The following is a 20332-nucleotide window of genomic DNA, read 5'->3' as shown; positions in this document are numbered from 1 at the left end:
TCGATGTTTTGATACCTAGATGGGGGTTCCAGTAAGGGGAGGGTCAAGTGCTGCGCAATATTTTTCCTGCGCGACAACTGCCCCGGGTCGGGCTTGAGGGGAGGTCGCCCCACAAAACACACGGGCCGGGGCAGAGCCGTGACACACCCGTTCAGGCGATCACATCTCCCCCCTGTCCTCAGGATCCGCCTGCCGGGTAATGGGTGAACAGCTCTGTGCTGCCATCTTTTCGGATCAGGTGGATCGAGTAGGCATCCCGCTCACTCTCAGGCCCCATCCCCGGCGACCCATAGGGCATTCCGGGCGCAGACAGGCCAACAGCATCAGGACGCTCTGACAGAAGACGGCGAATATCTGCAGCCGGAACATGCCCCTCGATGACATATCCTTCGACCAGACCGGTGTGGCACGAGGCCATCTCATCCGGGATGCCACTTGTTTCCTTGTAGCGCGACAATGCCGCCCAGGATGTGTCCTGCACCTCCACGTCGAACCCCTCGCGCTTCATGATGGCAATCCAGTTGCCACAACATCCACATTCAGGGTCTTTCAGCACCTTGATCAACGGATGGGAGGTTGCCTGAGCTGGCGCGGCCAGACTGGCGCCGGATGCGGCGAGCCCGGCCACAAACAGGCGGCGGTCGAGATTGGGTTTGGTCATGTCTTTTCCTCTGTTTGCTTTCGCAGATCGTGTGATTTCGATCAACCTGATCGACCTCTCTGGCACCGACCTGCGCAGCTGTTGAAATTGGTCAGGTCAGGTTGTCACAACCCAGCTTGTGCCTGTTCTGCCTCGGTGCGGGTGGCCTGCATGTCGCGAATGCGTTCTGGCCAGGTGGATTTGATAAAGGCCAGGATGTCCCAGATCTGCTGATCGCTGAGGTTTTCACCAAACCCCGGCATCCCGCTGGCAAATCCTGAGACCCCCCGCGCCGACAAAGCAGCCTGTCCGCCCTGTTTGGTATAGTCAAATAACAGCGCATCCCCGTGATGCCATGTATGCCCCGTCTCATCATGAGGGGGCGCTGGCACAGTGCCATCCTCGTTCTGACCACGCCAGTTGGGCTGGCCTTGCAATTCGGCCCCATGGCAGGAGGCACAGACATCCGCATAAAGCACCTTACCCGCTGCAATATCCGAACCGGCGGGCTGCCGGGGCGGGCCTGCCTGCCCAGCCGGGGTATCCGTCAGAAATGTAAAAGCCCCGAGACCACCCAGCGCGGCTGCGGCTAGTGCCAGAAAGACAAGCTTTTTCATGACACCACCCGGATCCAGGTCTTCATGCCTGCCTTTTGATGCGACAACATATGGCAATGCAAAAGCCAGTCCCCCGGATTATCGGCCCGAAAAACAATGCTGCGCGTTTCTCCGCGCCCCAGCAAAAGGGTGTCACGTAGCGGACCAAATGTGCCATCCGCCAACCGTTCCTGAAAATGGTGCCCATGCAAATGCATGGCATGGGGAAAGGCCGTCTCGTTCTGCATCGGGATCTCGACAATCTCTCCTGCCGACACTTCGATCAAAGGCACCTCCGGCAATCCGGCCACGCCGTTGAAGGTCCAGACCTGCCCTTCGGCCACAAGGTCACGGATGGGCAGGACATCCCCTTTCCAGATCCCTTGCCGGAGCCGCCCCATCGCGCCACCTTCCATGATCAGGCGGGCCTGCTTGGCCCCCTCAGCTGATGTAAGGGGAGCAAGCGGGTTCGTGGGAAGGGGGGCAATGGCCCCTCGCGCCACGGATGCTCCACCAGCAACCACATCGAAGTGGGACAGCACGGTGGCATCCTCTCCTTCATGCAGCGCAAGAATGACCTGCTCCCCCACCTCGGCCGTCACGTCGGTGATGAAATCAGCCCGTTGTGCGGGCCCGAGGATCACATGGTCGGTCTGTTCAGGGGTTTTCAGCGGCATCCCATCCAGAGCCACAATCGCCCCGGTCATTCCGTGCAATCCAACCACCATGATCCGGTCCACTGCCGTGTTGATCAGCCTGAGCCTCAGCCTGTCATGCTGGCGTAGCTGCGACAGCTGGGGCGACAGTGCCGCGGTGGGGAAGTTTCCGATCCGGCCCGCATGTGTCCAATCGTGCATCCGGTCAAAATCATCCGTGATGGCACCGGTTTCACTCAACCTCCAGTCATCCAGAACCACCGAGATATCATGGTCCACGTCCAAAGGGTCGGCTTCATCGACGATCAGCACCCCGTAAAGGCCCCGCGCAATCTGTTCGGTGGATTGGTTATGCGAGTGATACCAGAACGTGCCCGCGTCGGGCGGTGTGAAATCATAGGTGAACGTGTCCCCCGGTGCGACAGCCTGCTGTGTCATGCCGGGAACTCCGTCCATTGCGTTCGGCACCCGCACCCCATGCCAATGCACTGACGTCGCCTGTGGAAGCTCATTCACCAGTTGCCGCACCAAACGCGCCCCCTGTTTGAGGCGCAACTCAGGGCCGGGAACGCCCCCCTCATATCCCCAGACCGGCGTTTCAGGATAATCATCCGGCAGCAAACGCGCCATGCCGGGACGTGCAACCAGCCGGGGGGCCACCTCTGCCCGTGCGTGTGCGGGCACCATCGCAAGTGCGGCAGATCCGGCCAGGAAGCTGCGCCTGTTGATCACAGGCCCCTTTGACATCGGGTTCTTTGGGTTTGGGGTCATATTCTCATCCACCCTCATGTTCATCCATCAGATATGTTGCAATTGCAGTTCGGTCTGCCTCGGTCAGGAAACGGGTGCCATAAAGCACCACCTCTCCCATCGACCCGCCAAAGGCATCACCATCGGGCATAATGCCCGTGCGCAGGGCATAGGCGACACTGGCCACATCCCATCCTTCCCTGCTCAGGGTAACATGGTCAATCGGCGGGGCTTTTTCGCCACCCGGCAAGGCATCACTGCCCCGAAAGTGCTCGGTATCGGAGTTGCGGGCCCCCACGATGTTCCGCCCCGTATGGCACGCCGCACAATGCGTGGCCCCCTCAACCAGTTCACGGCCCCGGTTCCAGACATCCCCTTTGCCGGGCACGGGGTCCGTTCGGGGAGGGTCAAGATAGGCGGCCCGCCAAAGCTTCAACCCCCAGCGTTGGTTGAAGGGAAAGCTCATCTCGGGCGGGCGGGACGGCGTTTTCACCGCGGGCACCGTCTGAAACGCCGCCCAGAGGTCCGCGATCTCCTGATCCGAAAAATTCGCATAGAACGGATATGGAAACGCCGGATAATAGGCCTGACCGTTAGGAGAGACACCTTCCCGCACGGCGCGGGCAAACTGTTCCTGACTCCACCTGCCGATCCCGTGTTCGAAATCGGTGGTCAGATTGGGGGAATAAAGCGTGCCAAAAGGGGTCTGCAACGCCAGCCCCCCGGCCAGCGGGGCGCCACCACCCGCAACATCAGTGTGACAGGCAATGCAGCCGGAGGCGCGGGCCAGATAAGCGCCGCGTTCAACACTTCCTTCAAGGGCAATGGGGGTGAGCGGCTGGCCAATTGGCCAGGCCATCACCCCAAGAAGAGTGGCCGAGGCGGTGACCGCCCCAGCCAGCCCGAGACAAATATACATGCGCATCGGCCCTGCCTATTTCTCGACCCTGAAACGGGTGTGGCAGGCGGCGCAAACTTGCCCCATCATGGCGAAAACCCCGTCTGCGGGCATCTGCGACAGGTCCATCATGGCACCGTCAGAGCCAGCCCCCATCATGCCACCCATCATGGCGCCACCCTGGCCTCCCATCATATCACCGCCCATCATCGTGCCGTTTTGACCGCTCATCATGCTACCGGCCGCGGGCATGTCACCTGCCATCATCACCCCGTTTTCAGAGGCGGCCGCCAACCCGTCCGCCGCCCGGCGCAGCTGATCGGCCAGGCCAGAAAAGCTCTCCCAGTCCTGCCAGATCTCTGGCTTTGCTTCTGACGCCTTGTCCGTGCTTCCTTCCGGAAAAAGCCTGGTCAATGCTTCACCGGCGTGGCGGCTGATATCCTCGGCTCGCGCACGCACGACAGTGGCATCATACTCTGCCTCCCCACGCATCATCGGGGTCAGCACTTTCATCGCGTCTTTCATGACGCTCATACCGTCCATGCGTTCCTTGACGACGCCGGTCGCGCCCCCATGTGCAAAGACGGTCTGGCCAGCCATGGCCAGAACGGACGCAACCAGCGCGCCCTTGATCAGATTTTCGGTTTTCATTGGAGTATCCTGTCTGATTATGCCCTCACGCCTGTTGGCGTGCGTGAATACGGATCAGCTCAGGAGGCGGGGAGGTGGAGGGTCAAAACTCGACGCAATCGGCAGACAGGCAATTTCAGACGACCGTGCATAGCGTTCACTGCGCGCCATTGGGACCGGATAGGATAGAAAATGCACAATCATCGCCGGGCCAGAGCAAAACGCCCCTCCAAGGCAATGATCCTGATGGTTGGCAGGCTCGGCACCAAGTTGCATAGGCTGGAATTGGGCCTGGGCAGAGTTCATGGAGGATTGGTGTTTGCCATGGGCCTCAGCCGCCCCACCGGACAGAAGCAGGCTGACGGCAAAAACGCCGACCGCCACGAGCAGATACCCGACCCATTTGCGACTGTCCCACGACACTGTTCAGTTGATCCCGTTCTCTTGCTGCAACTCTCTTACATAGGCGATGATGTTCACAACATCCGCACGGGTCAAGCCTTTGACCGGCGGCATGTCGCCAAACGGCCAGTGATGGGCCTTCACACCCCGTTGCGCCGCCAGGACAAACGCCATATCCGCATGGTGACCAGGCCCATAGGTCTTATGCACCAGAGGCGGAGCAACCCCCTGCTGACCCGCGGCGTTGGTCCCATGACAATCGGCGCAGATTGCATCAAATGCGCGCTTTCCCATCACGGCTTCACCACTTAGCTGCGCCGGTAACTTCACACCAACCATAGGCGCACCATCTTCGATTTCCGCTGCTGCAACCGGATCCTCCTGAGTTCGGCCCTTCATCAGGACAAACCCAAAAGCAAGCGCAACCATGATGATGGCAACCCATAGCTTTGTCTTCATGTGCGTATCCGCCCCTTGTTTAGCCTGGGGTGCCCAGAGGTGCACCCGAGTTTACGGATGCAGGGTTCCCATGGGGGAAGCACAAGAGAAAAGGCAGTCACATTTCAGTGAACACGCGCTTTGATAGCCTTCAGAACCAGCGTGCCCCCAAAAGCGGCCCAGACACAAGTCAAGACTCATCTCATGAAACGCTCGCGAACACCTAAGGTGTCGCGAACGATTATGGGGCGTCCTACACAGGGTGTAGGACGTCGCGAACGCGTTCGCGCCAGCTTCCGGAATTCAAGCGAAATTTCCGCAAAGGACACCCAAAGAAGTTCGCGCTGAATTCCCAAAAGAATTCGCGAAACTCTCGAAATCGTTCGCTCGGGTGACCTTCAAAAAAGGCATTACTCGACTCGGCGAAACGAACTCATATCCTAAGGTTCTGATAGCAAAATCAGAGACTTTTGGGAAGTGCGGAATTCACAGTCTGATTTGCAGATTTTGGCGTGAATTTCGCCATCTGGGATGCATTGATGAGTGTAATCCGGTGTCAGCAAAGCTGTCATTGCAAAAATTTGAGCCAATCAGCTGACAGCAAGGTCGGCGCGCCGCATAATCGAACCAATCAGATGAGCCAAGCTTTCTCGTGGATTTGACTGCCTTTGGCTCGAAAATTCTGATGGCTTAAATGCAGGGGTCTAACGAGTCCATATTAGAATCTAAGCGTGTATCCCTGCATCCACCGCGTCGAAGTAGGTGATTACATCATCCGCTCTGCGTTGCTCTACCAGCTGCGCTGCTGTGAGGCCGTCGAAGCCTGGGAGTTCTTCGTTTTCGAACCAGTTCAGTGCCGCTTCGTCAGTTTCAAATCGTGGACGAATTATCCGTAAGATATCACTCTTCGATTTTGTCATCGAACCCTATTCCTTCCGTTGCTTAGCGTCGATCTTATCGAGCCTCACGATGCTGCCGTCAGCTCTACAAACTCGGCCATCAGGTGAATGCCAGCGATCTCCGTTCTCGGGGCAATACTTCCTCGAAAAGCCGATTTTCCGGCCAGAAAAGCCAGCCCCCTTCACAAAGGCATTCTCAAGTCGCAGGTTATTACTTGAGACCTCTCCTCTTCCGAGGCGTCGCAGATCTTCAGCTCTACTGTGAGCCTTCTCTTTTGAGCGCTCGGAGAATTTGAAAGACTTCTTATTCATCTCCAAATGATATCAGCTTATGTCGTCTGGCCAAAGCTCCACCCTTTGATTATCGGGAACTGCGGATACCGGGGACAACTGACTGGCAGCAAGGTCTGTGCAAAAGCATCGCAACTGGCGACCATACTCTCCTTCTTGCGAGTCAGCACTTCCGAATAGTTCGATGGCGTGATTGGGTAATCGGCGACTTTGGGGTGCTTTGCCGTTCGCTTTGCCAATCAAGCATGAACTGTCAGGGCCGTCGACATGCAGAGCTGGCTTCCTCAAAGAGGTGGTATGGCGCGGTTTCTATGAATTCATTGACGAGGTCTGGATCGTGGATGGGATCGCTCCCAGAAGCCCTGACCAAGTGACGTAAATACAGGAGAGTAGCGGTTGTGATGAGCGCCACGCAGGCACTGAATGCGATTTCGATCCCTGTCATTTTCGGGCCTCTCGCAGCAGATGATAGGGCGCCTTTTTGACGATTTCGCTTATGTCGGGCTCTGGCTTAGGACGCGATACCCACCAAAGAATCGCAGCGCAGGCGTATCCAGCGACCACGTAACTCACACACACAATCAAAAGCGCTGTTTCGAAGTTCATTTCCCCACTCCTGCCCGCCAAGCATAACACAATCCTGCAGCATCGTCGCCCGCTCTATAGGCAGTCGAGCGCTGCGACAGCGCCCTGTAAACTCGGTTAAACCGCCCTGGATTGACTGGACCTGTCACGGCTGAGCGCCTTCTGCTTGGCGCGCTCTGCAAATCTGAAGGTCTTCTGTTTCATAAGATCAGAATACCACAACTGCCCTGAGCCTTGGACGAATTTCAGTCGTGCGACCAAGCTGCCTGCTTAAGGCAATGAACAAAGACTGATCCTTACCTAACGAGCGGAATACAGTCGTTCATTCAGCTCTGAACCAATACTGCTACATCAGGCCCCCGAACCAATCAGTCTGTTGTCATGGGCTACCGGACGACAAAAACGGAGCAAGGCGCGCGCCTTGCCAGACGGGAGGCGGTTGAACCGAGCGCATAGCCTTCGCTGCCCGGGCGACTGGCGGCGGTGATTATGAGATCAGCGCCGCGTGTTTTGGCATACTCTGACAGGACAACACCAGGTTTGCCGGTCAGGGTCACCTTCTCGATCCCATCATAGCCCTTAAGTGCTGCGTCAAACGCCTGCCTGACCCCTTGCACCATCCGGGTGCGATCCGGTTTCACCATCGTGTATTCCGCCACATAAGCGGGGATGTCTTCCAGCACGGCCACGGCGATGATCTTGCCGCTCGGGGCGCAAAGCTTTTGTGCGACCTCCATTTTGCGCGACACGGTTTCGCTGTGATCCAGCGCAATGGGAACAAGGATAGTATTGAACATGGGCAGGCCCTTTATGGACCGCCGCGACCATGTGGCCCCGGCGAATTATTCAGGTTGCGACGTGGCTTACGTCTTTGTCGGGTGAATAGATATCGAGGATGTTCCAATGCCCCGTCGTAGGCGTTGGGTTGTTGATCATCGGAACGTCCAGCACCGTGGGTTTGCCGCTGGCAATCGCCGCCTCAAGCGCAGGAAGCAGTTCGTCAGCAGACGTAATCCGCACCCCAACCGCACCATAGGCCTGTGCAATCTCGGCATAGCCCGGCCCATTGGTGGGCGCGGCGGCGGTGCCGGGGAAGGTCGTGCCATAGGTCAGCCCGTAATGAGCTTTCTGAAGACCCGCGATGGTGCCGAAGGCGTTGTTGTTCATCACCAGCCAAATGATGCCCAGATCCAGCTCAACCGCGGTCGCCAGCATCGACGGGTTCTGCCCAAAGCCGCCATCGCCCACAAGGCTGATCACCACACGATCAGGGGCGGCCAGCTTGGCACCCAGCGCACCGGGAGGACCAAAGCCCATCGTGGCAAAGCCGCCTGGCGTCAAGATCGAGCCGGGGGTCAGGATATCAAACTGCTGCCCGACGCCGTTCTTGTTCCAACCCACATCTGTGGTGATGATCGCATCATCGGGAAGCGCCTTGCGCGTGTCTGCCAGAATACGTTCCGGCATCATCGGAAACGCGGACGAGGTCTGCATCTCGGTGTTGGAGGCTTTGAAACGGCCGCGGAAGTCGGCAATCTCCGCCTTCTTCTCGTTGCGGGGGAAGCCGTCCGGATACATTTCCTTCGCCACACGCGTCAGCACGCGCAACGCGGCTTTGGCGTCTGCGACCACACCGATTTCCGTCGGATAGTTGCGGCCAATTTCCTGCGGTTCGATGTCAATATGGATGACCTTGGTTGTGTCATCCTTCCCGCCGATATTGAACGTGTAGCCCGGATACCAACTGGAGCAATCGGCCTCTTTGAAGCGAGTGCCTACGGCAAAGACATAATCTGCGTTCAAACAAGATTGATTCACAAGCTCGGTGCCCCAGAACCCAGTCATGCCCATGACCAACGGGTGATCGTCACGCAGCGCGCCTTTGCCCATCAGGGAGTGCGCAACCGGCAGACCCATATGTTCGACAAATTCACGCAGTTCTTCGCTGGCCTGTGCCAACAGAATGCCGCCGCCGACATAGGCCACGGGGTTGTTTGCTTGGGCCAGTTTCTCGACAATCTCACGCGCGGTTTCGTCGTCGATCGACGGCTTCTTCAGCGCGCGGGTGTTGTCGAGGATCCGGTCAAACGTGTCCGACGGGATCACTTCCGAGAAGATGTCCATCGGCACGTTGACCAGAACCGGACCGGGCTGACCGCTTTCAGCCAAGTGGAACGCCTTTTCCAGGATCTCGGCCATCAGGTCTGCCCGGTCCACGCGCCAGGCGCGTTTCACGAAGGGCCGATAGATTTCCCACTGGGCCGCATCGGCGTGCAGGTTCACCTCTTGGTGCGGGTGTTTGCCATAGTAGTGGGTTGGGATGTCGCCCGCGATCACCACCATCGGAATACAATCGAGCGCCGCATTTGCGACCCCGGTGGCGCAGTTCGTCAAACCGGGAGAGAGGTGACTGAGCACCACCGAGGCCTTGCCCGTCACACGGGCGTAGGCATCGGCCGCGTGGCTGGCGATCTGTTCATGACGCACGGTGATGAAGTCAATTGGGCTTTCAGCCAACGCTGCCAGAACCGCGATGTTGGTGTGACCACACAGGCCAAACACGTGCTCGACCTCGCGCCGCTGCAAAAAGTCGACGATATGCTCGGCAACCGTTTTGCCGTCTACTTTCGATCCGTCCATCACGCGACCTCCTGTCCGTAGAACTCACCGAACAGCTCCTCTTCCGAGGGGCGGTCTTCAGCGATGGGTCTGCTGACCCATGTGTAGTTCATCATGTGTTTCATGGTGACGTTTTCATTGGTGATATTGCCACCCCAAATACCGCAACCCAGCGAGCTGGTCATCGGCATGCCGTTGGTCCAGGCGCCAGCATTGGCCTTGGATTGCGGCTGACGCACCATCATGCGACTAACCGGAGCCAGTCGGGCCAAACGGTCGATGTTTTCGTCATTATGCGAGTAGATGCCACAGGAATGCCCCTTGCCACCGGTGGCGTAGATTTTGCTGACGGTATCGAGCGCATCATCGAACGTGTCGAAATGATAGAGCGCCATCAGCGTGGTCAGCTTCTCTTTCGAGAACTTGTGCTCCGGCCCGATCTGCCCTTGGTTTTCCACCATCAGGAACTTGCGATCCTCGGGGATCGAGAATCCAGCAACCTCGGCTGTCTGCTGCGGACGGCAGGCGATGGTCGGGAAAGTGCGGTTGCCTTTCTCGTCCCACATCGCGGCCTCAAGCATCGCTTTTTCCTCGGATGAGCAGAGATAGCCACCCTCGGCTTCCAGCGCCTTGACCATGTCGTCATAGATCGACTTCTGGATGATAATGTTGCCATCCGCCGAACAGCCCGACCCGAAATCCGAGGTTTTGGAAATTCTGGTGTTCATCGCAGCGATATCCAGATCAGCTGTTTCGTCAATCACGATCGAGCTGTTGCCCGCGCCAACACCATAGGCCGGACGGCCCGAGCTGTAGGCCGCTTTCACCATCGGCTTGCCGCCGGTGGCCAGCGTCAGGTCACAAATCTCCATCAGATGCTGCGTGAGCGGAATGGACGGCTTGCGGACCGCTTGAAACAGATCTTCTGGGGCGCCAGCCGCACGGCAGGCCGCGCGCATCACTTCGGTCATTTCCCACGTGGTCTGCGCCGTTCGCGGGTGCGGTGAGAAAATCACAGCATTGCGCGCATTGGCAGAGGACACACCGGTCACAGGTGGCGTCATCGCCGGGTTGGTCATCGGGATAAGCGAGGCAATCACGCCCGCAGGTTTGGCATATTTCACCAACCCTTTTTCTTCGTCCACCTCAACAATGCCCGTCGACGGGGTGCGCAGCACATCGCGCAGCACCATCTGGATCTTAAAGCGTTTGGCGGGGCGACCGGCACGATCACCGATGCCGCTTTCATCCACGCCCTGCTCCGCCAGACGGGTGAAGGTTTTCTCGTTGCCCGCATACCAGGCGATGGCTTGGCTCAGGCGGTCCAGTTGATCCTGCGACCAGTCCTCGATTTCAGCCATGGCGGTGCGCGCACGCGCCAGCATGTCGGCCGCCAACTGGCGATCCGCGTCAGTGAGCTCTTTGCCCATGATGATCCTCATTCTGTTGGAGAGTAGTTGTGTCCGGCATCCGGCGCTGAGATCGCGCCTCGCCGAAAGTTCGTTTCGCGTGTTGCAGACAACGCCGCGCGTGTTCTTCGTAACCCAGTTCCGCGACGCGGCTCTGGTTGGGCAGTTCAATGGAATAATCCACCGGTGGCATCCGCTCGATGATGCCCGCAAAATCAATCCAGCCCTCGCCCGGATAAAGTCGCGCATCTCGGGCCAACTGGATCATCCCTTCGCGCGTATCGGCAATGCCAGGCAGGCAATCCGATATGTGCAGGAAGTGAAAGAGTTCGGATGGGACGTGCAAAAGCTCGCCCAGATCAACACGACTGAGATGCAGATAAAGCGTATCGACCAGAATGCCACCATTCGGTCGGTCCGCAGCCCGCACGACATCCAGAGCCTCGTCCAAGGTGCGCAAACGCGAGAAGGACGGGAATTCCAGATCAACGGTGATGCCATAGGGCGCGGCCAGATCACAGGTCTCGCCATAAACATCGACCAGAAAGTTTCGATCATCACGGGTCGGCGTCCAGGCCGACATGATCATCCGCTTAGCCCCCAACTCGCCACCCAGCTCCAAGGCGCGTTCAAAACTGCGCGGATCCACATCTTCGGTAATGCGGGCCAACTCCACATCCAGAACCTTCAAGCCGGTTGAGGCCAGCGCCGTCTTGGTCGCCTGCACCTGCGCCTTGTCCACCGGGGGCTCTTTGAACTCACCCGGCACCTTCATAGGGATAAAGCGAGGGCTGACCGCGTCATAACCCGCACGCGCGGCGATATAGACCAGCTCGGGCGGCGAGGCTCCGATCAGGGTCAGATGTGCCAATGAATACAGCGGAGTGTCATTGGCCTGATGGGCACAGTCGGGCATTGGGAAGGCTCCGGGTGAAATCAGTGAGTCGCAGGATTATCCTACGCAATCTAAAATATCTGATATTTTATAAAATATCAATTGCTGATTTCAGACCCATTGCTGATGATCGGGAGTCAGATCGTGACCCACGCCCCCCCTTGTTCATTTGAACGCACAGACGCTGCGATGAACTGAACCCCGGCAGCACCTTCCGCCACTTTCGGGAATGTCACCCAGCCATCCGGCGGGGCCACTCCATCACGCCGGGCGGCCACAGCCATGGCGAACTCCGTGTAGAGATTGGCCCAGGCTTCGATGACCCCTTCAGGAAAGCCGCGCGCGGTGCGAACCAGACGTTCGGTGGCCGCGCTAACCCCGTGACCATGACCCCGGCTGATCACCTGATCCGCCTCGCCATAGCGATAGAACTTCAACTGCTCGGAGTTTTCCAAATCCCATTCAACGCCGCCTTCAGAACCATAGACCCGCAACCGCAAACCGCCCCGATTGCCTGGTGCAAGACGGGTCGCCATCAACGTGCCGGGCACATCGTTTTGGAAGCGCGTAAACATGAACACCGTGTCTTCAAGCGGCTTTGGCGCACCGCAGACATGAAACTCCGCGCGCAGGTCGGTCATCTCCAGCCCCGAGACAAAGCTCGCCAGATGAGCCGCATGGGTGCCGATGTCACCGACACAGCTTGTCGGGCCGGACACTTTCGGGTCAAGCCGCCATTTCACATGCGGCGCGTCGACCACGTCTTCGGGGGTCATCCAGTCCTGTAAAAACTCCACATGGATCTGGTTGATCTTGCCAATGCGCCCCTCGGCCACGATCTCACGCGCCTGACGTATCATCGGGAAGCAAGACATCGCATAGCCGACACCGAACACCTGCCCGGTTTGTGAGGCCAGGTCGATCAGCGCGGTGGCCTCACAAACCTCATTGGTCAGAGGCTTATCGCAGATCACATCAATCCCCGCCTCAAGAAACGCTTTAGCGGCAGGGAAATGCAAGTTGTTTGGCGTGGTGATCATCACCGCGTCAACGCCATCCGGGCGTGAGGCTTCAGTCTGCGCCATGTCTTCGAACGATGTGTAGCAGCGATCTGGATCCATGAACCACTCGGCCCCTCGTGTCTTCGCACGCGCTGGGTCCGAGGACAGGGCGCCAGCCACCACATCCCATCGGTCAGTCATCCGCGCCGCCGTGGCCTGCGTCGCCGAAATGCGCCCTCCGCCGACAACGCCAAGGCGTAAACGGCGGGAAAGCCTGGGGAAAGCTCCGTTGAAATCCAGATTTTCGGGCAGAAGTTTCTCGGTCATTTTATCCTCCCAGTTTCGGGATCTCTGCCCCTTCAGGCAGAATTTCCAGCGCCATAAAGATGCTGGGCGTGGTAGTTTCATATTGGTGCCAAGGGTAATTGCCCCGGCCGTCATACATCGGGCGATGGGTCATACCCGGCGCCATCGGTTCTTCCAGATAAAGTGTGACCGGATCGCATTCGCGGCATTGCTGCATCTTGCCGAACCCGACGATCTGCGTGTGCACTTCGCGAAATCCCGGAACCGGGCAGAACGGGTGGTCCTTGTGCAGACCGACGTTCAACGGCACCGAGGCCGAGTGATACATGGTGAGGCCGATATTGCCGACGAAGACCTTGGGCGACATATAGTGTTCAACTCCGCGCAGCCGCTCTTCACCCCGCAACTCGAAAGCGGTCGGCCATGCCTTTCGCACTTCAGCACACAGCACAGCGTCATCTGCATGGGCGTCAAAGCGATCAACCACAATAGCGCGGTCCACTTCGTGCAACGTGACATGGGCGAAGATCGCCGATTGCAGCGGGGCTAAGCTCTGGTCCTCGACGCGAATAGGTCGGTCTGAGACGTTCAACACAATTGCGCGCTCGGTGACATCAAACCGGGCTTCATCCACGACGTAGCGCATGCCGAAAAACGGCTCGGCAATGGTGACAGATTCAATGGGCATTGGCGGCCTCTTGTGTCTTGGTGGTTTCACTGGCGGGAAAGGCTTCGGGAAGCGGTTCAGGCACAGAACACGTGCTGTTGATGCGCTGGTAACACCCTTCCTGTGGAGCACGGGCGATGGCATCCATAACTTCGAACACATGAAACGATAGTTCGCCACTGGCTCTCACAGGCCGGTCGTCCCGCACCGCAAGGGCGAGATCGAGCAGACCCAACCCCCGGCTATTTTCATTGAAGCCGTGATAGTTCTCGACCACCTGCCAATCCTCGCGACCCGTGGGACGGGGTTGGTGCGTCCAGCGCGAGGTCTCACGCGTGCGCAGCCAGACTGGACCGTGGAAATCATTTGCCCCATGCACCGGATCCGGATCGGGGATCGAAATCACACCGTCTTCGCCGTAAATCTCGAACCGAGGGGTTTCACTGTCCCAGACATCGAAACTCATGGTCATAGACCCGATCGCACCGCTTTCAAACTCGATCAGGCTAAGAGAATGAGTTTCGACCTCAACCTCCATCCATTCGCCATTTCGCGGACCGTTTTCAATCTGGCGGCAGTCAAAGGCGCGGTTCGCCATACCCGCAACCCTTGCGATTGGACCAAGGCAGAATACCATGGCGGTCAGGTAGTAAGGCCCAAGATCCAAGAGCGGACCACCGCCTGCCTGGTAATAGAAGTCCGGGTTTGGGTGATGGCGTTCGGTGCCATGGGTGCCCACATGGGCAAATACCCCGGTCGGACGACCAATTGCGCCTTCGTCGATCAACCGCCGGACCGTCTGCCAACGCCCGCCCAAAAACGTGTCGGGGGCATTCCCCAGCTTCAGTCCACGTGCCTCGGCCAAGGTCAGGAGCTCGCGCCCTTCGTCCATGTCCGTCACGAAGGGTTTTTCCGAATAGACATGCTTGCCCGCCAAAAGCGCCCGCCGCGTGATGTCCGCATGGGCTGCCGGGATGGTCAGGTTGAGGATACAGTCGATCTGGGGATCGGTGATCACCTCCTCCACCGTCGCGGCGCGCGAAACGCCATGCTGCGCAGCCTTCGCCTGGCTTTCCTCCAAATTAAGGCTTGCGCAGGTCACCACCTCGACTTGGGGAAATTTCGCAAGTGTAGTCAGGTAGATGTCACTTATACGGCCACATCCAATAAGGCCGACCCGGAAGGTTTTCGGTATCTCACCGGTCATCTTCTTTCGCTTCATATAGTGGGAGGTATTCTGGGGGCATAGGCCCCTTGTTGCGCCCGCCCTGCCCCATCTGTTCCCAGCCATGGGCCAGAACACCGACAGAACGGGACAGGCAGAAAAGCCCGCGAGACAGCGGCGCAGGAAATCCAAGTTCGCAGAAGATCACCGCAGTGGCCCCGTCGATATTCATGGCAATAGGGCGTCCGCCCCGCTGGCGGCCCAGCTCAGCTTGCACGGCCTCACCAATCTCGGCAAACTGGCCGGACACTGTGCCCTTGGCGGCGGCCTCACGCACCAGCTCCATCAGGCGAGGCGCACGGGGATCAACCGGTTTGTGGAAGCGATGACCAAAGCCCGAGACGATCTTGCCATGCTCAGCGCGCCAGGCATCCAGCCCGTCACGCACAGCTTGATCAAGCTCAGTGCCTTCGTCCATCAGGGCAGCGATGCCATAGTAAAGCTCGGCGCATTGTTCCCCGGCGCCGCCATGCACGTCACCCAACATGTTCACGGCAGTGGCCATCACATTGTTCAGTCCCACGCCACAGGTTGCTGCCATGCGCGCAGCGGCAATCGACGGGGCTTGCGGGCCATGGTCTACCCCCGCGACCAAAGCGGCCTCGAACAAGGCGGCCTGATCAGACGTGGGCAATTCACCCGCGACCATCAACCAGATCATCTGCGGGAAAGAGACGTTGCCGATCAGATCCTGTATAGGATTTCCGCGAAAAGCGATTTTGCCGGGCTCCATGTCGATGATTGAGGTGCGCCACCAATGGCGGACCTTGTTGGCATCTGTGCGGGTGTCAGTCATGCGAGCACCTCTTTGGATTTAGGCGCAACCTTTTCAAAATGTTCACACATTCGATTTGGGGACGCCGTTCTGCCAGTCAAAAGATGGAAAGCAGCAGCAGCCTGGAAAATCGCCATGCCAGATCCATCCATGGTTCTGAGCCGCAGCTTCTCTGCGCGCGCAAGCAAGGCGGTGCGCCGAGGAAAATAGACTATGTCAGATACCCAGCTTCCGGGTTGCAGACCGGTGGGGTCCAGCGCCATACCGGGATGGGCAGCCATGCCCATTGGTGTGGCGTTGACGATGCCGTCCAATCGCTCCGATTGCACGTCAGCAAATACGTCCACAACATTCACGATAACACGTGGACGGGCCACGGCCAGGCGACCCTTCAACTCTTCAGCCTTAGGGCGATCTTGTTCGAGAATGAACAGCACCTCAGCGCCTTGATCTATCAGCGCGAGCGCAACTGCACTGCCAGCGCCGCCAGCGCCGATCAGCAGACTGCGCGTAATCTGCGCATGCGGCAGGCCGCGACGCAGGGCCGAGCGATATCCCACATAATCGGTGTTGTGCCCAATCCGGCGACCATCCTGAAACAGAACTGTGTTCACCGCCCCCAGTAGCCGTGCTGTATCAGACATATCATCCATGACCTCGGCGGCCTGGGACTTATAGGGGTGGGTGACATTCACTCCGGCCATACCCTGATCCGCGGCCCGATCCAAAAGCGCGCGCAGGCTCTGCCCGGTATAAGGGGCAGTTTCGGTGTCAATGCGCAGGTAGTCATAGTCAAATCCCTGCGCGCCGGCTTCTGCCATATGCATATCAGGGGTCAGCGACCCCGATATACCCTGTCCGATCAATGCGGCTTTCATGTTCTTGGTATCCCTGCTGGGCGTTGGTGCTTCATTTGTGCGGCCAGTCGCGCTGACGCGTTTCGCGCGCCATATCCGGCATAGCCACGGCGGCGTTCGACAACTTCAAAGAAGAACCCATTGAAAATTGGCTGGCTGTAGATCTGGAAGTATTCCGCCCCGTCGACCCGGTCATAAAGCATATTGGCTGCACGAAGACGCGCAACAAACTCATCCTCCAGACCAAACTGAGCCTGCAGATCATCATAGTAGTTGGGCGAGATCTCCAGCCGCGCAAATCCGTTTTCGCGCAACCGATCTGAAGTCTCAAAAATGTCATCAGTCAGGAACGCAATATGCTGCACCCCAGCCCCAAAACGGTCGGCAAGAAACGAGGCAGCAAAGGTGCGTCGCCCTTCTGCTCCATTGAGGTTAAGGCGCACTTCCCCTTCCGGGCTTTCAATCGCCTGACTGTGCACGACACCCGACGGGTCAGCGACATCCACAATCGGCGACTTCGCCATTTCGAAGGTCGAGATGTAGTAAAGCAACCAGCTCTGCATCTCTTCATAGCGCATGGTCTGGGCCAGATGGTCGATCCGGCGCAACCCGGCAGGCGGCGTGGCCTTGGTCTTGGCAACCGGTTCAAATTCGATGTCCCAGACCCGGTGCAGATCGGATTTTTCGTCAATGAAATGCACCACATTGCCGCCCACGCCCCGCACAGCGGGAATGTCCAGTTCTCCGGTGCCAACGGGTTGTGAAAACTGCGGCGTGCCAAGGGCGGTGGCGCGTTTCACGGTTTGATCCGCATCTTTTACCCGCAACCCCATGTCACAGACCGATGGTCCGTGACCGAGAAAGGCGGAATGGGCAAACCCCTCTTTTTCGGTATTCACCACGATGTTGATGCCGCCCTGTCGCCACAGCTCCACCGATTTGGACACATGGCGACGCTCCATGCGGAAACAGAGCGCGGCGAGCAGATCGGTCAGTTCCTTGCCGCTTTTGTCATCCGCCGCGAACTCGATAAACTCAAACCCTGATGTGTCAACGCGCGGCGGAAGATCAGGGATGTCAAATGTCAGGTCCGGATCGTGATTTGACACCTCGTCCAGCAAATTCACAAGCGAACGGTAGCCATCCAGTGCAAGGGTGCGCCCACCCGGTCGGGGGCTGTGTTCGTTCACACGCGCAATGGACCACGGGCCCTCATAGCCTGCCCGCGCCAGCACTTTAACAAAGCCCGCAAGATTTAGTGCGCCTTGCCCAGGCAATAGACCGAAATGGCGTTTCAATCCGCGAATATCCCCCAACGCACGGGGGGCATCAGAAAGCTGCACATGAAACAGGTGCTCGCCGGGGATATGGCGCATCTGGGCGGGTTTGGTGCCATCGGCCAATGAGAAATAGCTGTTCAGGGCCAACCCGAAATGCGGATTGTCCACGGCCTGCACCAAAGACAGCGCCTGATCATCAGACTGAACATGCCCGGCCCAGGGCAGCGCGATATAAGCCAGCCGAACACCCTGTTGGGTGGCCATTTCGGCCGCATGGGACAGGTCATCAGAAATCTGCCCCATGTCGGAACACTCCGCCGCAGAGGCCGCGACAAGAAGCATATCCGTGCCCAAGGCGCGCACCAGTTCAAGTTTGCAGGCAAGCCGTTCAAAAGCCTGCCTGCGAGCATCTCCTTTCCAACCTTCCAGATCGTGAAAGGGCTTCAAGAGGTTGATGGATAGCCCCAAACCCTGAACCCGTTTTGCGAGCTCAGCCGCAGATCCATGAAACCCAGTGAAATCCGGCTCATGCAATTCGACAGAGGTGAACCCTGCATCTGCGATGGCCTCAAGCTTGGCTTCGAGATCACCGGGGATGGATGTTGTTGAAATGGAAAGTGTCATCAGCCTTGGTATCCAAAGAGCCTCGGCAGCCACAGGATCATATCAGGCATCAGCATCATTGCGATTAGCGCCAGAACCAGCACAAACAGAAAGGCCCAGATCTCGGCGATGATTTCGCGCAGCGGGATGTCAGTCACGGCATTGATGACAAAGAGCAGGATCCCATAGGGCGGCGTAATCAAACCAATCATCGAGTTCACCACCACCAGCACACCAAAGTGAACAAGGTCGATGCCCAGAGCCTCGCAGGTTGGGATGAACAGCGGGACAATTACCAGGATAATTGTGGTCGCATCCAGAACACAGCCCAGCGCCAGGATCAGGACATTCACCATGATCAGAAACATGATCGGGCTGATGTCCGACCCTTCCAACATGGCCGAGATCGCCTGCGGGATCTGTTCTTGGATCACGATGAAGTTCAGGATGAAGGCACCACCAATCACAATCCCAACCGACGCCGAGGAGCGGGCACTGTCAACAAACACCCGATACAGTTTGCCCAGCGAAATGGCGCGGTAGAACATCAGGGCCAGCATCAGCGCATAGAACGCGGCGACGGCGGCGGCCTCGGTTGGCGTGGTCACGCCGCCGTAAATTCCGTAAAGCAGGATCGCGGGCATCAGCAGTGCCGGGAAGGCATTCGCGGTCTTCTTGGGCAGTTCACGCAGCGGCACCGGCTCTTCCAAAGCAAAGTTGCGCTTGCGGGCCAGATAGCCGTTTATGCCCATCAACACGGCCCCCATGATCAAACCCGGCAAGATGCCTGCCAGGAACAGCGAACCAATCGACGCTTTGGACACCAGCGCGTAGAGCACCATGGGAATAGACGGCGGAATGATCGGACCGATTGTGGCCGTGGCCGCGGTGATCGCCGCGGCATAGCCACGCGGATAACGGTCGCCCTTGGTCATCATCTCAATGATGATTTTGCCTATGCCAGCCGCATCCGCGACCGCAGACCCGGACATGCCCGAAAAGATAAGAGACGCCACGACGTTGACGTGCCCAAGGCCACCTTTGAAACGGCCCACGGCAGCAACGCAGAAGTTCAAAAGCCGATCGGTGATGGATCCGGCATTCATGATATTGGCAGCCACGATAAACAGCGGAACGGCCAACAGAATGGTGCTGCGATAGAACCCTTGAAGGATTTTCTCACCCGCCAAAGCGACGTCGAGTCCGGCAACACCCAAATAGACAACAGATGCCAACAAGATCGAATAGCCGATCGGTGTGCCAATCCCTGCCAGGAAGAAGAGAGTGACAAGTAGGGAAATCAGCTCAAAGCTCATTTGTCTGTGTCCTCTTCGGTAACCTCGGCTGCGTCGGCAACCTCCGCTTCGTGAATGGCATCGACGGCCAGCTCAAGCTCGGTTTTTGGGGGACCATTTCGCAGCACATCTATGAACAGCCAGGCGTAGCGTATGGCGATGGCGACGATGAAAACTCCGTAGATCGAGAAGACATCGCGCAGCGGGATCTTGTTACCCGTGAACGGGTTGCGCACGGTCGAGGTCTTTCGGATTTTCATCCAGTCGATGTAATCCCAGGTCGGCAACAGCGTGTAGAGCATGCCAACAACCAAAGCGACAGCCGAGATGAGCGCGAAGATCCGGCGAACAGGTTTGTTGACGGATAGGTAAATGATGTCGAATTTTACCTGATCTTGCTCGCGCACCACAAAGGCGCAGCTGAAGAAGATCACCCAGACCCAGAGAATGCCGATCAGCTCCAGCGTCCATCCTGCGGGCGTGAACAGGTAACGTAGGGCAATCTGTAACAGGAAGGTCAGGAAGATTGCCGCCAGCAAGCCGCCGGCAATCGCTTCTGCAAGTCGGGAGAACCACTTGAGTATCTTCTCCATAGTCGTTCTCCCCCTTGAATTA

Annotated in this window: 19 protein-coding genes; all 19 read right to left on the bottom strand. The window is 58.1% G+C overall.

Features of this window, described 5'->3' with window-relative positions:
• Positions 1–178 precede the first annotated feature (178 nt).
• The 19 genes from K3J57_RS00170 to K3J57_RS00080 all read right to left on the bottom strand — a co-directional run bounded on the left by K3J57_RS00170 (position 179) and on the right by K3J57_RS00080 (position 20310).
• The gene (locus K3J57_RS00170; protein WP_259796613.1) at positions 179–661 is read right to left on the bottom strand and encodes a DUF411 domain-containing protein; all 483 of its coding nucleotides are present in this window, start codon (positions 659–661) and stop codon (positions 179–181) included.
• Between the two features lie 104 nt (positions 662–765).
• Positions 766–1257, bottom strand: coding sequence for a c-type cytochrome (locus K3J57_RS00165; protein WP_259796610.1), 492 nt, complete (start codon positions 1255–1257; stop codon positions 766–768).
• Positions 1254–2663 carry a multicopper oxidase family protein gene (locus tag K3J57_RS00160; RefSeq protein ID WP_259796606.1) on the bottom strand — a complete coding sequence of 470 codons (1410 nt, stop codon included), beginning with the start codon at positions 2661–2663 and terminating at the stop codon, positions 1254–1256. Before K3J57_RS00160 ends, K3J57_RS00165 begins: the two co-directional genes overlap by 4 nt.
• A gap of 4 nt (positions 2664–2667) precedes the next feature.
• A complete protein-coding gene (locus tag K3J57_RS00155) occupies positions 2668–3567 on the bottom strand; it encodes a cytochrome c (RefSeq protein ID WP_259796603.1) in 900 nt (299 codons plus the stop codon).
• A gap of 9 nt (positions 3568–3576) precedes the next feature.
• Positions 3577–4191 (bottom strand): c-type cytochrome, encoded by a 615-nt coding sequence (locus tag K3J57_RS00150; protein WP_259792985.1) that lies wholly within the window; start codon positions 4189–4191, stop codon positions 3577–3579.
• Between the two features lie 54 nt (positions 4192–4245).
• On the bottom strand, positions 4246–4593 hold the full coding sequence (locus tag K3J57_RS00145) for a hypothetical protein (protein ID WP_259792982.1): 348 nt from the start codon (positions 4591–4593) through the stop codon (positions 4246–4248).
• 3 nt (positions 4594–4596) lie between these two features.
• On the bottom strand, positions 4597–4971 hold the full coding sequence (locus K3J57_RS00140; RefSeq protein WP_259794978.1) for a c-type cytochrome: 375 nt from the start codon (positions 4969–4971) through the stop codon (positions 4597–4599).
• Positions 4972–7171: 2200 nt separating this feature from the next.
• Positions 7172–7582, bottom strand: a complete 411-nt coding sequence (locus K3J57_RS00135) for a universal stress protein (protein ID WP_259796601.1) — start codon at positions 7580–7582, stop codon at positions 7172–7174.
• 49 nt (positions 7583–7631) lie between these two features.
• On the bottom strand, positions 7632–9425 hold the full coding sequence (locus K3J57_RS00130) for a thiamine pyrophosphate-binding protein (RefSeq protein ID WP_259792978.1): 1794 nt from the start codon (positions 9423–9425) through the stop codon (positions 7632–7634).
• Entirely contained in the window at positions 9425–10834 is a 1410-nt protein-coding gene (locus K3J57_RS00125) for an aldehyde dehydrogenase family protein (protein WP_259796598.1), read from the bottom strand. Before K3J57_RS00125 ends, K3J57_RS00130 begins: the two co-directional genes overlap by 1 nt.
• Positions 10815–11729: a sugar phosphate isomerase/epimerase family protein gene (locus K3J57_RS00120; protein ID WP_259796595.1), complete on the bottom strand. Its 915-nt coding sequence runs from the start codon at positions 11727–11729 to the stop codon at positions 10815–10817. Before K3J57_RS00120 ends, K3J57_RS00125 begins: the two co-directional genes overlap by 20 nt.
• 116 nt (positions 11730–11845) lie before the next feature.
• Complete coding sequence (locus K3J57_RS00115) at positions 11846–13036, bottom strand: Gfo/Idh/MocA family protein (RefSeq protein WP_259792970.1); 1191 nt, start codon at positions 13034–13036, stop codon at positions 11846–11848.
• A 1-nt stretch (position 13037) separates the two neighbouring features.
• The gene (locus K3J57_RS00110) at positions 13038–13703 is read right to left on the bottom strand and encodes a hypothetical protein (RefSeq protein ID WP_259792968.1); all 666 of its coding nucleotides are present in this window, start codon (positions 13701–13703) and stop codon (positions 13038–13040) included.
• The gene (locus K3J57_RS00105) at positions 13693–14889 is read right to left on the bottom strand and encodes a Gfo/Idh/MocA family protein (protein ID WP_259796593.1); all 1197 of its coding nucleotides are present in this window, start codon (positions 14887–14889) and stop codon (positions 13693–13695) included. The genes K3J57_RS00110 and K3J57_RS00105 overlap by 11 nt, the downstream gene beginning before the upstream one ends.
• Positions 14879–15703: a citryl-CoA lyase gene (locus K3J57_RS00100; RefSeq protein ID WP_259792963.1), complete on the bottom strand. Its 825-nt coding sequence runs from the start codon at positions 15701–15703 to the stop codon at positions 14879–14881. Before K3J57_RS00100 ends, K3J57_RS00105 begins: the two co-directional genes overlap by 11 nt.
• Entirely contained in the window at positions 15700–16560 is an 861-nt protein-coding gene (locus K3J57_RS00095; protein ID WP_259792960.1) for a shikimate dehydrogenase, read from the bottom strand. The genes K3J57_RS00100 and K3J57_RS00095 overlap by 4 nt, the downstream gene beginning before the upstream one ends.
• Positions 16557–18443 (bottom strand): bifunctional sugar phosphate isomerase/epimerase/4-hydroxyphenylpyruvate dioxygenase family protein, encoded by a 1887-nt coding sequence (locus K3J57_RS00090; RefSeq protein WP_259792957.1) that lies wholly within the window; start codon positions 18441–18443, stop codon positions 16557–16559. Before K3J57_RS00090 ends, K3J57_RS00095 begins: the two co-directional genes overlap by 4 nt.
• Positions 18443–19738: a TRAP transporter large permease gene (locus tag K3J57_RS00085; protein WP_259796589.1), complete on the bottom strand. Its 1296-nt coding sequence runs from the start codon at positions 19736–19738 to the stop codon at positions 18443–18445. Before K3J57_RS00085 ends, K3J57_RS00090 begins: the two co-directional genes overlap by 1 nt.
• Positions 19735–20310: a TRAP transporter small permease gene (locus tag K3J57_RS00080; RefSeq protein WP_259792952.1), complete on the bottom strand. Its 576-nt coding sequence runs from the start codon at positions 20308–20310 to the stop codon at positions 19735–19737. The genes K3J57_RS00085 and K3J57_RS00080 overlap by 4 nt, the downstream gene beginning before the upstream one ends.
• Positions 20311–20332 lie beyond the last annotated feature (22 nt).

Source organism: Aliiroseovarius crassostreae, assembly GCF_025137635.1.
Taxonomy (GTDB): domain Bacteria; phylum Pseudomonadota; class Alphaproteobacteria; order Rhodobacterales; family Rhodobacteraceae; genus Aliiroseovarius; species Aliiroseovarius crassostreae.
The sequence above is the reverse complement of the archived record's forward strand: the minus strand, read 5'-3'. Positions and strand labels throughout refer to the sequence as shown.